The following is a 14,811-nucleotide window of genomic DNA, read 5'->3' on the forward strand; positions in this document are numbered from 1 at the left end:
GGACTAACGTCTAGAATCCGCCGGCCATGGCAATCATCCTCGGCCTGACCGGCGGCATCGGCTCGGGAAAATCCACGGTGGCGGAGATGCTGGCCGAGCGCGGCGCGCACGTGGTCGATGCGGACCGGGTAGCGCACGAAGTGTACGCGCCCGCCACGCTCGGGTTCGAGCGCATCGTCGAGCGTTTCGGCGAAGAGGTGGTCGGTGACGACGGCAACATCGACCGCCCGAGGCTCGGTGCCATCGTGTTCCGCGACTCCGAGGCGCTGGCCGACCTCAACCGCATCGTCCATCCGCTGGTGCGAGCCGAAGTTGCTTCCCGGGTCGGTGCGATCGTCGCCGACGATCCGGACGCCGTGATCGTCATCGAGGCGGCGCTGATGACCGAAACCGGATGGAGCGGAGGAGCCGGCCGCCTGTGGACGGTGATTTCCGATCCGGATGTCGTCATCGATCGGCTGGTTGCCATGCGGGACATGGAACCGGAAGAAATCGAACGTCGTGTCGGAGCCCAGGCCGACAACGACGCGAGGCGGCGCAGCGCGACCAGGGTGATCGAGAACAACGGCAGCCTGCTCGACCTCGAGGCCGAAGTGCAGGCGGCGTGGGCCGAGCTTCACGAAGAGCTCGGCAATGCGCGCTGACGCGCGTCCCTGGAAAACAGCGTGTCGTCCGTCGTCGGCGTCATCCACGAGCTTTGCGCGCGCCATGCACCGCGCACGGCGCTGGTCGATCTGGCATGGGACGACACCGGCGGGCAGTGGCAGCGCGGCGCATCGATCACCTATGGTGCGCTTCACGAGAATACACTGAGGCTGGCGGATGCGCTGGCGCAGCGATCGGTCGGCGCCGGCCGGCGCGTTGCGGTACTGCTCGACAACAGCGTCGAGCTCGTCGTCAGCGAGTGGGCTTGCCTGGTATCGGGCCTGGTCTGGGTAGCGCTGAACGTCCGCTCGTCGGCCGCCGAGCATGCGGCCATTTTGCGCGACTGCTCTCCGTCGGTCGTCATCGTCGCGCCGCGCTACCGCGATCGCATCGATCCCGGCGCGCTGCCCGCGGCATGCGTGGTCGTTGAAACCGGCGGCGCCGGCGACTGGCAGACGCTGCTCGCTTCGGGCCGGCCTCAGCTTCCGCCTCACGAGCCCGCCGAAGACGACCCGGTTCGCCTCCGCTACACGTCCGGCACCGCAGGGCTTCCGAAAGGCGCGGTGCTGCCGCGGCGCTGCTACGACGCGTCGGTCGAAGTGGTCGGCGACGTGATCGGCCCGCTTCGCCCCGACGACGTGTTGGCGCAGGTTGCGCCGATGACGCACGCGGCCGGCGCGATGTGGCTGCCGCACGCAGTGGCAGGCGCCACGGCGCTGCTGGCCGATCGCTTCGACGCGAACGCGCTCGCGGGCCTGGTGCGCCGCGAGCGGGTGACGTCGATGTTCCTCGTTCCGACGATGCTGGTTCGCTTCCTCGAGGCGATCGGTGCGTCACCGCCGCCGCAGACTCTTCGCAGCATCGTCTACGGAGGCGCCGCGATGCCGGTGGATCGCCTGGAGCGCGGGCTCGAGCTGCTCGGCCCCGTATTCGTGCAGATCTACGGGCTCACCGAATCGAACTGGCCGGTGACGGCGCTGCGGCGCGAAGAGCATCTGGCCGGTCCAGATCCCGCGGCGCGGCGGCGGCGCCTCGCCAGCTGCGGCCGCGCCACCGCAGTCGGCGAGGTGCGCATCGTCGGCGACGACGGCACAGGCGCGCTGCCGGGCTGCCCCGGCGAAATGCTCGTGCGCGGCCGCAACACGATGCTCGGCTACTGGGGCAGGCAGCGAGGCGACGCCAAGGGCCTGGACGCCGACGGCTGGATGCACACCGGCGACGTCGCGGTGCGCGACGACGAAGGGTTCGTGACCATCGTCGACCGCCTGCACGACATGATCGTCAGCGGAGGATTCAACGTCTATCCGCGCGAGGTCGAAGACGCGTTGTCGAGCCATCCGTCGGTGCTCGAGGCGGCGGTGGTGGGGCGGCCCGATCCGGAATGGGGAGAGACAGTGCACGCGGTCGTCGTGCTCCGCGACGGCGCGAAACCCGACGAAGCTGCGCTCGCAAGGCACGTGGCCTCCAGGACGGCGCCGTTCAAGAAGCCGCGCAGCTTCGAGTTCGTCTCCGAGCTGCCGAAGAACGCCGCGGGAAAAGTGCTGAGGCGGGCCCTCAAAACGACGGCGCCCCCGGCCGTCTGACCGGGGGCGCCGCTGCGCTGCCCCAAAGGGCAGCCAATCGCGTTACTCGGTCGCTGCGGCCGGCCAGTCCAGACGCCCAGGGATGCGGTCCTTCAGCTTGCCCGGCGCGTAGCCGTCGTTGAAGTTGCAGGCTCCGCTGTCGGCGGCGCAGGTGTCGCCAGCGCAATCGGTGTCGGCGGTGCAGAAGCGGCCGAGGTTGGCGCCCGCCTGGCAGGTCTTGAGGGACTCGCACTCGGTACGCACGTCGATGTTGCTGGGCTGGGTGCCGGCAGGGCCAGCGACCGGTCCAAGCCACTGGAAGAACTTGTCGAACACTGCCTTGGTCTCCTCGGCGGTGAAGACGCAGTGTCCGAACGTGTCGATCCAGGTCTGCGTGAAGGCCTTGCCTCCGTCCGTCAGCGCGGTGTCGAATACGTGCGGGAACTCGGGGATCACGAGCCAGTCGTTGTCGCCGGCGATCGACAGGATCGGGTAGGAGACTTTCGCGCCCTTGCCCTTGGTGAAGACGGGATTGCTGTACTTGGCCAGCTGCTTTCGTCCCTTCCCCTGGGTCAGGCGCTGCACGCCGCCGCTGCAGGTGTTGCCCGCGCCGCAGTCGGAATCGAGACGGCAGTTGATCGTCGCGTCGTTGCTGCAGACCCGCGGCATGTTGTACTGCTGCGCGAGCATGTCGTCGTTGCCGATCGTCGAGTAATCGAGGCCCGCGTTGAAACCGATGCGGTTTCCCTTGAGGCGGTCCGGATCGAGGACGAAGTCGCCGAGCCCGATCGTCGCAAAGCCCAGCGCCGACTCGAGCTTCGTGTCGCCGGTGACTCCGCCGGTGTTGAAGTTCGTCATCGCGATGAACTGATTCATGTTCTGCGCCTGCTGCGCAGCGATCGTCGGATTACTGGAGGCCGCGAGGTTGCCGAAGCAGTTGTTGACTCTCAGCCCCACGGTGTTCGCGTCGGAGTCCGAGTTGCTCGAAGTGGCCTCGCCGACGTCGGGGGCGGACGCGAAGCGCGGCGACTTCGGCGCCGGGTCGGTTGCCGGCTGGTCGTCGCAGATGAAGTCGTAGATGAGGCGCACGTCCTGGGCGAGGTCCCAGGTCGGAAGTCCGCCGCCTTCGGCCGGGCACATCGGCACGGCGCCGTCGATCTTCAGCTTGAGGATCGCATCGGCGGTAACCGCACCACCGAGGGAGTGACCGGTGATGATCACGCGCTTCAGCTGGCTGCCGAAGGTCGGGTCTTTCTTGACGAAGGAGATGAGGTCCTTGATGTCCTTCGCCGATCCGAACACCGCCCAGCCGGTCTGGTGGTAGGTGCTGGCCGCGATGGCCTTGTGCATCGGCAGCAGGATCTGGTCGAGGCCGCCGTAGGTGATCTGGTTGCAGTAGTTCCCGGGGCAGTCGGAGTCCGCCTGGCAGGCCGCCCCACCGATGGCGCACGTCTGGTGACCACGGATGTGCTGCGGGTTGAGATCGAAGCCGTGGTTGTAGATCACGAGATCGCCGTCCCAGTTGGACGGGAACGTGACCCGGACGTATCCGCCGCTCCTGAGCGGCGTCGTCGGCGCGATCTGCGTGCAGTCGTAGCCGTCGGCCGTGTGGTTGGCGGGACAGGTCGGGAATGCGAGAGCGCCCACGGGCGCGGACGCCAGTGCGATCACGCCCGCCATGGCGAGCAGTCGAAGCTTCATGATGTTCCTCCTCCGAAGCGGTGGTCTGACCGGTTCGCGTAACACGCGCCGAAGGCGTGCGTCAATGCGGTTTTTCGAGCGTCCGGGCCGCTGGAACCTGTCTTCTACTGCGGCGCCGCCGCAGAGTCACCCTTGCGGATCCTCAGGCCGTTTGCCGCGCGACCAAGGACCAGCCCCGGCTCGGCTTCACGGGCCTTTCCCTCTGCCTTCCAGGCCTCCCCGGGATCGACCTTGAGGTAGTAGGCATTGGCCAGCGCGATCCAGCGGTCGGCATTGCCCGGCTCGAGGTCGGCGGCCGCACGCAACTCTCTGATGGCCCCGTCGAAGTCGGTAAGTTTCTCGAGGAGGTCGCCGTAGTCCCCATGGTTGCGGGCACTCGGGTCGGCCGCCGTGGCCGCTTTCATCTTCTCGAGTCCCTGCGCGAGGTCGCCGTTGGCGATGGCCGCGTCCGCCTGCTGGCGAAGAAGCACGCTGTCGACGGGCTCCCGCCCGGCGCCGTCGTGCGGCCTGGGAGCGGCGGGCGACGAAGGCGCGGCAGCGTGTGCGGTCGCGTCCTGGCGGGAGCTCTGCTGGATGGGCGGCGCGTCACCGGCTGGCGCGTCGCACGAACCGCCGCCGCAGGATGTCCGCGGCTGTTCTGCCGCGGTGCGCGGGCCCAGCAGCCAGGCCCCCGCCGCCACCGAAGCGACGAACACGATGGCGAGCGCCGTGCCGGTCTTCATCTGCGCGCCAGCGCGAGCTCGAGAAGCCGGTCGACCAGCTGCGGAGCGGGAAGTCCCGCTGCGGCCCACAGTCGGGGATACATGCTGATCGACGTGAACCCGGGAATCGTGTTGATCTCGTTCAGCAGCACCTGGCCCGTCTTCTTCTCGAGGAAGAAATCGATGCGAGCCATGCCGCGGCCGCCGATCAGCTCCCACGCAGCGAACGCGACCTCGTGCAGCCGCGAGAGCGCGTCGGACGGGATTTCGGTCGGAGCGCGCAGGCCGGCGCTGGTATCGACGTATTTGCTGTCGAAGTCGTAGATGCCGTCCGCCGGCAGGATTTCGCCGACCGGCGACAGTTCTCCAGGCTTGCTTCCGAGGATGCCGATCTCGATCTCGCGCGCTTCGCAGCCGCGCTCGACGAGCACGCGATCGTCGTGGCGACGGGCTTCGGCAAGCGCGGGCCCGAGCTCGGAAAGGTCGCGCACGCGCGAGACCCCGACCGAAGAGCCGAGATTGGCGGGCTTGACGTAACAGGGATAGCCGAACGCGCCCCGCACCTTGCGGTCGATGGCATCGCCGTCGCCGTCGCCGGCGGAGAAGAACTCGACCTGCGGGATGCCGGCGCCGGCGCAGAGCATTTTCATCGCCAGCTTGTCCATCGCGATCGCGCTCGCCGCCGGCCCGGCTCCGACGTACGGAACGCGGACGAGCTCGAGCAGGCCCTGCACGGTTCCGTCTTCTCCGTTGGGGCCGTGCAGGATCGGGAACACGACGTCGACGGGATCGGCGGCGGCGCCGAGGGCCGCTTCGTCGACCGACACGAGGCGCGTTGCAGCCCCCGTCCATACGAGCGCAACCGTCGCGGCGCCGGCGGCATCGAGCTCGAGGATCGCGCTGCGCGCTCTTTCGAGCTGCGCCTCGAAGCCGGCGCCTACGGTCCACAACCCCTGGCGAGTGATGCCGACGAGAGTGACGCGATGGCCAGCCTCGCGAAGCGCCGACAGCACCGTTGCGCCAGATCGCAGGGAGATCGGATGCTCGGCCGAGCGTCCTCCGACCAGCAGCAGAACGTGCAGAGCCTTCCGTGTCCCTCTCATCCCCTCACCGCCCTCAATGACCGGAAAAACCGAAGAAGTTCGGAATCACCCTGTTTAGCATGGGAACCGCGCCGGGTAACCCGAGCGGGTTGCGGCGGCGTTGGGCGAGGACGGCCGCTGCACGGTTGTAAGGTTTCATGGAGCCTCGGGGCGCAATTCCGAGTGGCTCGCAGCGTACCCGCCCGGGCGCTTGGCTGGCCCGAGGACCGCCGGTATAAGCAGAAACGAAGCAAATCCCTTCTTACGTTAAGGTCCGTAATGGACCGGAGCCGCCCCCCGATGCACATCGAAACCCTCAAGATCTTCTGCGACGTCGTCGAGAACCAGAGCTTCTCGCTGGCGGCGTCCCAGAACTTCATCACGCAGTCGGCGGTCAGCCAGCAGATCCGCGGGCTCGAGGAGCGCTACGGCAAGCGGCTGCTCGAGCGCAAGCGCGGCAGCGTGCGCCCGACGGCGGCCGGCGAGATCCTGCACCGTTCCTGCCGTGAGATCCTCCACAGCTTCAACGAGATGGAAGCCCAGCTCCAGGGCCTGAGCAACGTCGTCACCGGCAGCATCCGCGTCGGTACCGTGCACAGCATCGGGCTGTACGAGCTGTCCGAGCCGCTCAAGCACTACTTCGCCGATTTCCCGCACGTCAACGTCTACCTCGAGTACGACCGCGCCAGCCACGTCTACGAGCAGGTGCTGCGCGGCAACGTCGACCTCGGCATCGTCGCGTATCCGACGGCACGCGCGCAGATCACCGTGCTCGATTTCCGCACCGACCGCCTCGTGATCGTCTGCTCTCCCGATCATCCGCTCGCCGACAAGCAGAAGATCTCCGTCACCGACCTCGACGGCGAAAAAGTCGTCGGCTTCGAAAAGGGCATCCCGACGCGCCTGGCGCTGGACCGGCTGTTCAGTGAGAAGCAGGTGGTGGTCCAGTATGTCGCCGAGCTCGACAACATCGAGATGGTCAAGCGCCTCGTCGAAGTCGGCGCCGGCCTTGCGATCATTCCGGACAAGGCGTGTGCCCACGAGATCCAGGCCGGCACGCTGGTGAGGGTCGAGCTGAACGACCGCGGCATCACCAGGCCGATCGGCATCATCTACCGCACCGGCAAGCACTTCAGTCCGGCGGTGGAGCGGTTCGTCGAATACCTGCAGTCCGACTCGAAGCGAGGCGGCGCGCGCGCCGCGGGCTAGTAGGGTCAGGCACCAGCGCGCATCGACCGGGCGCAGTCGCCGAGATGATGCGCGCTGGTGCCTGACCCTATCAGCGCAGCGCCGGGATCACTTCGCGGGCAAACAGCGAGAGCGTCTCGTCCATGCCGAGGTCGCCGAACATCACCGCGAAATCGGTGACGCCGCGTGCGATCTTCGCGCGAAGCCCCGCAATGACGCGATCGGGAGTTCCGGCGACGGCGACTTTGTCGATGTCGGCGAAGCCGCCCAGCATCGCCTTGGCCATCTGCCGCTTGGCCTGGAACGCTTCCTCGTCGGCGCCGATGACGACCATCATCTGTTCGCTGACGACGATCTCGGAAACGTTGCGACCGACCTCGCGGCAGTGCGACGCCAGCACGCCGTGCAGCCTCTCGACTTCGTGGGCCGAGCTCATCGGGCAGTTCCAGCGCTGCGCGAAGCGCGCCACCAGGCGCAGCAGCTTTTTTTCGCCGGCGCCGCCGATCGTGATCGGAAGCGGATCCTGCAGGGGTTTCGGATTGTTCGGCGCATCGTCGACGCGGTAGTGGCGTCCGGCAAAGCTCGCGCGCTTTTCGCCGAGCATGCGCGTGACGATCTCGAGCCCCTCCTCGAGCTGGGCAAGACGGGTTCCCATCGGCGGGAAGTCGTAACCGTAGGCCTTGTATTCCTCGTCCATCCAGCCGGCGCCGATACCGAGCTCGATGCGGCCGCCGCTCAACTGGTCGGCGGTCGCGACGATCTTCGCGAGCAACGCCGGGTTCCGGTACGAGTTGCAGGTCACCATGAGCCCGAGCCTCAGCGTCGTCGTCGCCTGCGACAGCGCGGCCAGTGTGGTCCACCCTTCGAGGAAATCGAGGTCCTGCATCCCGCGCGCCCAGAAATGGTCGACGAGCCAGAGGCCGTCGAAGCCGAGCTTTTCGGCCAGGCAGGCGCGCTCGCGCAGCATCGCCCACGGAAAGCCGGCCTGGGGAAGAAACAGGGAGAACGTCGCTCGTCGGGGGTTCGTCATGCGCCGATCCTAACGGGCGTGGGCCACGCAGCAAAGACGGGGTTGGCCGGGCTTGGGACCGCCGCTTTGCGGCCGTAGAATCGCGAGCATGACGCGGCCAAAACCGCAGAAGCCGCAGCGCACGCGCGAAGAGCCGCCCGTCAGGAGCGCCTCGTCGCTGCTGCCGACGCCGGCCTTCCACACTCCGTTTCGCGACCTCGCCCAGGCCTTTTCCACTCGTGCGCCGGCGCCTCCCGCGCGGCCGGCGGTCCGATCCGGTGGCGCGGCAGCTTCGCCGACGCGCCCTGACCCCCTCGCCGAAGCACCACGGGAGGGCGGGGCCGAGCCGCCGCTGACGGATGCCGAAGCCCTCGCGCTGTCGGTGGCCGGTGCAGCGCGGTTGTCGTCCCTTTCGCCGCGGGTACGCATCCGGCGCCGTCCCGACTTGTCCCACATCCAAGAGAAGCGCCGTGAGGACGTCGAGGCGATGGCCCGCGCAGAGGGTTTCGACATCACGCACGAGGATCTTTACGTGCGCGGTCGCGCAAGCGGTGTCAGCCGTGAGCTTCTCGCGCGCCTGGAGCGGGGCGAATTCCCGATCTCTGCACACCTCGATCTTCACGGCATGCCTCTGGAAGACGCGCGGCGCGCCGTCGACGAATTCCTCGTGAACCAGCAGAAACGGGGCCATCGCTGCGTGCTGCTGGTCACGGGGAAGGGAAAAAACTCGCCTCGCGGGCACGGCGTGCTGCGCGAAAGCGTTCCCGAATGGCTCGCGCGAGGTCCGAGCGCGAGGCGCGTGCTCGCATTCGCGAGTGCGAGGCCGTGTGACGGCGGTCTCGGTGCACTGGTTGTGTTGATGCGAGGCGGCAGTTCCAGTAAAAATCGGATCGACGTCGAGCGTGGTGGGCCAGGTCCCCTGACCTGAGTGCGCGCGGCCCGCGCACGGCGACATCGCCGCAAGCGCAGGACGCGCGACCGGGATTCTCGCCCGGGACTGGCGCAAGGCTCACGCAAGGCTGAAGCAAGCCTGAAGCAAGGCTGATGGTGGAAGGGTTCCCTCCCGCGCGTTGCTCCGGCGAAGGAGGCGTGGAGCGGATGCGGAGGTGGTGGTGTTGGAAGCCGAGGAGTCGTGCCGCCTGCTCTACGTGGGAGACGACGGCGACGTCTACCAGTCCAGTCTCAAGGGGAGAACGCGCAAGCTGACGTGGGGATGGAACGAGCTTTCGAGCTCGGACCGCCTCCATTACGTCTGGCCTTCGTACTCTCCGGACGGCTCCCAGATCGCGTGCTTCGGCGTTCGCTCCGGCGCCGTGCCTGAAGCCAGCCTTTACACCGTCGCCAACGACGGCATCCGCATGAGCGAGCTGTGGCGCATGACCGAGGCCGCGGCGCCGGTCTGCGAGAGCTGGTCGCCCGACTCGCGGTCGATCGCCATCCTGCTCCAGGGTCATGACGAGCTGCAACTCGAGGTCGCGAGCGTCGACCGGCCGGGCCGCACCACGCTCGTCGACCGCGGCGCGCCACTGTTCTGGTCGTGGTCGCCGCGCGCCGGCCACCTGGCGGTGCACACCGGCGGCAGCTCGAGCATCTACGAGGATGCGCGGCTTTCGGTGTTCGAGGTCGGCGCCAAGTGCACGAAGCTCGTCGAGCTCGTGCCCGGAGAATTCCGCACGCCGACGTGGTCTCCCGACGGCTCACGCCTTGCCTATGTCGACGCGAGCGATCCGAGCGGCGAGTTTCTGTCGCTGTATCACCTGGACGACGGCCGCATCGACGTGAAGCTGCAGGTCCACGGCCAGACCGCGATGCTGTGGTCTCCCGACGGGACGACCCTGGCGCTCTCGGAAGCGCTCGGCGACTCCCCGCACGTCTACTCGGGAATCACTCTGGTCGACGTGGCCAGCGGCGGGGTGCGGCGAATCGAGGACGACGAGGTCGTCAGCTTCTTCTGGACGCCGTGCTCGCGGCGCATCGTCGCGATGGCATTCGACGGCGACAGCGGAATGGCGTGGTCGGTGCTCGACACCGACGGCAAGCGCAAGAGCCGGCTCGGCTCGAGCTTCTATCCGAGTCGCGAGCTCGTCTACTTTTCGTGGTTCTTCGACCAGTTCGCGGTCTCGCACCCGCCGATCTCCGCTGACGGCGCGAGCCTGGTGTTCGCAGGGCACATCGGCGTGCCGGGCGGCGCCCCGATCGCGTCGCGCGCGCAAAGCAACGTCTACGTGGCCTCGCTCGCAGGCGACGGCGCCGTCGAGCGTGTCGCGTCCGGGCACTTCGCATGCTGGGACGCGCAGCTTCGCGCAACGGCGGTGTGAGAGGATCGCGTCCCCTCCTCGTTCTTCCGCACCTGATCAGCCTGCTGCGGCCTGCGATCGGTATCGCCGTTCTGACCATTTTCGGTGATGTGACAAAATCCACAGCCGTCCCCGTCCTCGTCGCGGCGGCGTGCGCAAGCGACTGGCTCGACGGGCGGATCGCGCGAAGGCTCGGTCTCGAGACTGCGACGGGCCGCATTCTCGACAACCTCTGCGACTTTGCGTTCCTGCTGTGCATGTTCGCGTTCTTTGCGCGCGTGGGGCTGTGGAGCCCGCCGGTGTGGGGGCGCCTGGTGCGCCAGTGGGCGGGTGCGAACCGGCTGCCGGCGTACGCGCTCCTCACGTCGTTCGGGATTTATTTCGTTCGCCTCATGGCGGACCTCGCGCGGGGCCGGGAGCCGCGCCGCACCTCCCGGGGACACGCGGCGGGCATCGCGAACTACGGGCTGGTGCTGGCCGGCGCGGCCCAGATGCTGCCCGGCGTCGATCTCGGGCCCTGGCTTCTCGAGGCCGCGATGGTGGTCGTGGCGATCATGAATTTCGCGGCGGTGGGCGAAAACATCCTTTTGCTGGCCGATTGAGGCCCGGCCTCGCCGCCGCGAAAGGCGCGATGTTCCACCGCCACGCGCGCAGGCTTAGAATGGCTCCGTGAAAGTGCATCGGAATCCACGGCGCGTGCGCGCCTTGCGCTGGAATCCACGGCGCGTGCGCGCCTTCCATTGGAACCCGCGGCGCGTGCGCGCCTTCGTGGCGGGGCTCGTTTTCGCGAGCTGCACGCCGGTGTCCCAGTCCTACCAGGTCCACAGCGCCGACATCGGCTGCGACGAAGCGAACCGCTACGTCTACAAGGCCGTCGAAGACATGCACATGAAGGTCACGTCGTTCAACCAGGCGCATCCCGGGCAGCCGGGGCACCTGACGGCCGTGGGACGCGACCGCAGCGGCAGCGTCGACATCCGGTGCAACGACAGCGGTGTCGAGATCAAGCCGAACCAGACGTCGTTCGGCGACAAGACGTTCGAGCGCGGGATCTTTCTTTCGGTCACGGGCAGAAGCGGCCTCAAGATCGACCAGGGCGAAGTCACGGGCCGCGAAAAGCCGGCCGGCGATCTCGCGCAGGCGGTCGCCGAAGGCACGCCGGCGCCGAGCGGCAGCGTCCTGGTCGACGTGCAGCCCCAGCGCGGCTTCGAGTCGGTGCTGGACTTCGACGCGGATCTTTCGGCGGCGGGGATCCTTCCGATCCGGTTCACGATCCGCAACGGATCCAAGCGCTCGTATTCGCTGACGCTCGAAGGCATCAGCGTGCGATTGAAGGACTCCGAGGCGGTCGCGACGCGAATGTCGTCGGCCGATGCCGCGGCAAAGCTCTCCGCCAAGGCGGGCTCGGGCGGCAAGCAGACCGACGTCGGAAACGTCGAGTCGGCAAAGAAGATCCTCGCCGAAAAGGAGCTGAAACCCGCGAAGCTGACGCCGGGCGCGTCGGCAACGGGATATCTGTACTATCCGGTGGCCGACTACGATCGCGCGAAGATCCAGATGATGGACATCGCAGCCGAAGAAGCGGAAACCTTTCTCGTCGAGTTCTGACGGTCCATCCGTCAAGCCGCTCCTGCTGCATTGAGAACCACGCTTCACAGGCTCCTGGCTGGCCGCGGCGGCACGGCGACGGCCGCCGAGATGCTCGACGTCGTCTTCGACGGACGCGGGCGCGACTCCGCGTTCGGTCGCCATTTCCTCGCCGCGCTTCTCGCCGACGACCCGCGCTTCCAGGAAGACGACGGCCTGTGGCGCCTGGTCGAGGAGCACGTGCTCGATGCGGCGCTGGCATCGGCGCCGTTCGTCGTCGTCGACCTCGAAACCACCGGTCATCGCCCTGACGACGGCGGCGTCACCGAGATCGGTGCGATCCGCCTCGAGGGTCTTCGCGAAGTCGGGCGCTTCGAGACGCTGGTGCATCCGGGCCGTCCCATCCCGAGCTTCGTCACCAAGCTGACGGGAATCTCCGACGCGATGGTCGCCGGCGCACCGCCGCTTTCCGACGTGATCGGTCGCTTCGCGGATTTCGCCGACGGCGCCGTGCTGGTCGCGCACAATGCCGCATTCGACGCGCGTCTTCTCGATCGCGCGTGCCGCAAGTGGCTTTCGCGTCCGCTCGGGCTTCCGGCAGTGTGCACCGTCAAGCTCGCGCAGAGGCTGATGCCCGAGCAGAAGCGCACGTCGCTCGAAGCGCTGTCCGAGCATTTCGGATTCGCGTCGGGGACACGGCACCGCGCGATGGCCGATGCCGAGCGCACGGTCGACCTTCTCGCGCGTTTCGTCCCGATGCTGCAGGAGCGCGGCGCTTCGCGCGTGCAGCACCTGATCGAGGCGCAGGAAGATCCGGTGACGCCGCGCCGCCTCGAGATCCGCGTGCGCCAGGCCGATCTCGAGGATCTTCCCGAAGCGCCCGGCGTCTACCGGCTCGTCGGCCGCGAGGAAGAGCCGCTGCTGGTGGGGCGCGCGGCCAACCTTCGCGAACGGGTGCTGCAGTACTTCCTCGACATCGATCACATGAGCGATCGCCAGCTCGGCATGGTCGCCAAGACCTGGGAAGTTTCGTTCACGCGCTGCGGCTCCGCGCTCGAGGCCGCACTGCTCGAAGCTGCCGAAGTGCACCGCCTCGAGCCCGCGTACAATCGCGGTGATCGCCATCTTCCGCGCAGCTCGTTCGTCAAGGTCACGGTGCGCTCGCCGTTCGCGCGCGTGTTCGTCGCCGGCCGCGTCGCGAACGACGGAGCGTTGTACGTGGGCCCCCTTCGCGGGCGCGCGTTCGCCGACGATGCGGCCGAGCTGGTCGCTGCCGCGTTCCGCCTTCGCACCTGCCCGGGCCCGCTTCGTCCCGATCCTGCTTTCCAGCCGTGCCCGCTCGGACCCTCGGGCCGGTGCTCGAGCCCGTGCAACGCGAGCGTCGCGGTCGCGCAGTACAACGAGCAGATCCGCGCGCTCGACCGCTGCCTGCGAAGCCGCTTCGGGCCGCGCGAGCTGATGGCCGCTGCCGGCGTCGTTTCCGGCACTCCCGATTACGGCCGCTTCCAGGCAGCTGCGCGGCGCCTCGAAAGGCTCGCGCAGCGCTCGCACTGGCTCGTCAACGCCTTGCACTACCTCGCAGTCGCGCCCGGCGCCGACGGTGGGCTCTTCGTCGCGGCAGTGATCGCCGGGCGTTGTGTCGGAATGTGGAACGTCTCGAGCGAGGCTGCAGTCGATGTTCTCGTTGGCGACGTGCGGCGGTTCTGGGCGGGCCAGATGCCGGCGCGAGACGAATTGCCGGCGGCCGATGCGAGCACCATCCTCGCGGTCTGGCTGCAGGAGGCCGACCCGGGCGGATCCGAAACGCTCATTCCTCTCGAGGAAGGCGACGAAGCGAGCCTTGGCGCCGGCCGCGACCGCCTGCTCGCAAGACTTGATGACCCCGGCGCGGTCGCATCGACTTCCAGGCCCGCCCCCGTACCCTCGCGATAACGTTCGACGCTTCGATTCTTCGGCGCCGGCCTGCTCAAGAGGTCGAAATTACAGCGCTTCTCCGAGGACAGGCTGCTTGCCCGCGAAATGCTCGGCTGATATCCGCACGCGCCGGCCCTCGGTTACCCGCCCGATGAAGAAACCCCGCCTGATCCTTACTGCCGACGATTTCGGGCTGTGGCCCGAAGTGAACGACGCCGTCATCGCCGGCTACGACAGCGGCATCGTCAGCAGTGCGAGCATGCGCGTCTCGGCGACGGCATCGAACTCGGCCGCAGTGGCTGCGCGGCTGAGGCCGGGACTCTCGGTCGGGCTCCAGCTCGTGCTTTGCGACGGGCAGTCGACGCTGCCGAGGCGACACATCCGCGATCTCGTCGACGCCTCGGGACGCTTCGTCGAGCGTCCGCTGGAGGCCGTGTGGCACTATCGCCGCCGTGGTGGCCTTCGCGAGCAGCTCAAGGCGGAGATCCGCGCCCAGGTCGAGAAATTCCTGTCGACCGGCCTCTATCTCAGCTTCGTGTCGTCGCACCACAACCTGCACCTGCAGCCTTCGGTGCTGTCGGTGATCCGGGAGCTGGCCGAGGACTACCCGATCCACGCAATGAGGCGCTCGGTCTCTCGCCTGGTCGAATACGAGACGCGCTCCGGGTACGCCGGCTTCGAATCCAGGATCGAGATCATGCTGCTCGGCATGATGACGCGCTACGGGAGCCTGCGTGCTCGCCGCTTCGTCGGCGCCGACCGCGTCGACGTGCTGAGCGCCGGCCGCCCGGCAACCGAAGGAGACGTCGCATCGCGCATCGCGTCTCTTCGCAGCGGCGTCACCGAGCTGGTCTGCCGTCCGGGCTCGCTGCTGCCCCAGTTCGACGGCATCGCCGAAGCAGCGGTCGTGACGAGCCGTCGCGTGCGCGATACCATCACGTCGAGCGGGATCGAGCTGATCTCCTACCGCACCCTCTTCGAAGAAATCTGAGCTTCGTGTACGCGCCTGCGGCGCGACGGTGCGCGCGCCCGGGTGTGGCCACGACGCCTCGGAGCACCGGGGCGCGCCCATTCGAGTCCCAGCGACACGAGATCGCACGAATGCGTCCCCGCAATGGGGGACGC

13 protein-coding genes are annotated in these 14,811 nt (G+C 68.0%); 9 read left to right on the forward strand and 4 right to left on the reverse strand.

The window, feature by feature from the left end; all coding sequences use genetic code 11:
* Positions 1-26: 26 nt before the first annotated feature.
* Both coaE and VGK20_02770 read left to right on the forward strand, forming a co-directional pair.
* The gene (gene coaE, locus VGK20_02765) at positions 27-644 is read left to right on the forward strand and encodes a dephospho-CoA kinase (GenBank protein HEY2772956.1); all 618 of its coding nucleotides are present in this window, start codon (positions 27-29) and stop codon (positions 642-644) included.
* Positions 645-665: 21 nt separating this feature from the next.
* Positions 666-2,228, forward strand: coding sequence for an AMP-binding protein (locus tag VGK20_02770; protein HEY2772957.1), 1,563 nt, complete (start codon positions 666-668; stop codon positions 2,226-2,228).
* Positions 2,229-2,270: 42 nt separating this feature from the next.
* On the opposite strand, the gene VGK20_02775 is transcribed toward VGK20_02770, so the two are convergent.
* The 3 genes from VGK20_02775 to VGK20_02785 form a co-directional block, all read right to left on the reverse strand.
* Positions 2,271-3,908 carry a hypothetical protein gene (locus tag VGK20_02775; GenBank protein HEY2772958.1) on the reverse strand — a complete coding sequence of 546 codons (1,638 nt, stop codon included), beginning with the start codon at positions 3,906-3,908 and terminating at the stop codon, positions 2,271-2,273.
* Positions 3,909-4,012: 104 nt separating this feature from the next.
* On the reverse strand, positions 4,013-4,630 hold the full coding sequence (locus VGK20_02780; GenBank protein HEY2772959.1) for a tetratricopeptide repeat protein: 618 nt from the start codon (positions 4,628-4,630) through the stop codon (positions 4,013-4,015).
* Positions 4,627-5,712 (reverse strand): D-alanine--D-alanine ligase family protein, encoded by a 1,086-nt coding sequence (locus VGK20_02785; protein ID HEY2772960.1) that lies wholly within the window; start codon positions 5,710-5,712, stop codon positions 4,627-4,629. Before VGK20_02785 ends, VGK20_02780 begins: the two co-directional genes overlap by 4 nt.
* A gap of 279 nt (positions 5,713-5,991) precedes the next feature.
* Here VGK20_02785 and VGK20_02790 point away from each other — a divergent pair, with 279 nt between their 5' ends.
* Positions 5,992-6,900, forward strand: a complete 909-nt coding sequence (locus VGK20_02790; protein HEY2772961.1) for a LysR family transcriptional regulator — start codon at positions 5,992-5,994, stop codon at positions 6,898-6,900.
* 70 nt (positions 6,901-6,970) lie between these two features.
* Here the strand turns inward: VGK20_02790 and VGK20_02795 are convergent, their stop codons facing one another.
* Complete coding sequence (locus tag VGK20_02795) at positions 6,971-7,909, reverse strand: TIGR03560 family F420-dependent LLM class oxidoreductase (protein HEY2772962.1); 939 nt, start codon at positions 7,907-7,909, stop codon at positions 6,971-6,973.
* A gap of 88 nt (positions 7,910-7,997) precedes the next feature.
* Here VGK20_02795 and VGK20_02800 point away from each other — a divergent pair, with 88 nt between their 5' ends.
* The 6 genes from VGK20_02800 (at position 7,998) to VGK20_02825 (ending at position 14,677) form a co-directional block, all read left to right on the forward strand.
* Complete coding sequence (locus VGK20_02800; protein ID HEY2772963.1) at positions 7,998-8,816, forward strand: Smr/MutS family protein; 819 nt, start codon at positions 7,998-8,000, stop codon at positions 8,814-8,816.
* Positions 8,817-9,000: 184 nt separating this feature from the next.
* Positions 9,001-10,206, forward strand: a complete 1,206-nt coding sequence (locus tag VGK20_02805) for a hypothetical protein (protein HEY2772964.1) — start codon at positions 9,001-9,003, stop codon at positions 10,204-10,206.
* Positions 10,170-10,787 carry a CDP-alcohol phosphatidyltransferase family protein gene (locus VGK20_02810; protein ID HEY2772965.1) on the forward strand — a complete coding sequence of 206 codons (618 nt, stop codon included), beginning with the start codon at positions 10,170-10,172 and terminating at the stop codon, positions 10,785-10,787. The genes VGK20_02805 and VGK20_02810 overlap by 37 nt, the downstream gene beginning before the upstream one ends.
* Before the next feature lie 124 nt (positions 10,788-10,911).
* Entirely contained in the window at positions 10,912-11,793 is an 882-nt protein-coding gene (locus VGK20_02815; protein ID HEY2772966.1) for a hypothetical protein, read from the forward strand.
* A 30-nt stretch (positions 11,794-11,823) separates the two neighbouring features.
* Positions 11,824-13,704: an exonuclease domain-containing protein gene (locus VGK20_02820; protein ID HEY2772967.1), complete on the forward strand. Its 1,881-nt coding sequence runs from the start codon at positions 11,824-11,826 to the stop codon at positions 13,702-13,704.
* Between the two features lie 133 nt (positions 13,705-13,837).
* A complete protein-coding gene (locus tag VGK20_02825; protein HEY2772968.1) occupies positions 13,838-14,677 on the forward strand; it encodes a ChbG/HpnK family deacetylase in 840 nt (279 codons plus the stop codon).
* The last annotated feature ends 134 nt before the right edge of the window (positions 14,678-14,811 follow it).

Source organism: Candidatus Binatia bacterium, assembly GCA_036493895.1.
GTDB lineage: Bacteria > Desulfobacterota > Binatia > UBA1149 > CAITLU01 > DATNBU01.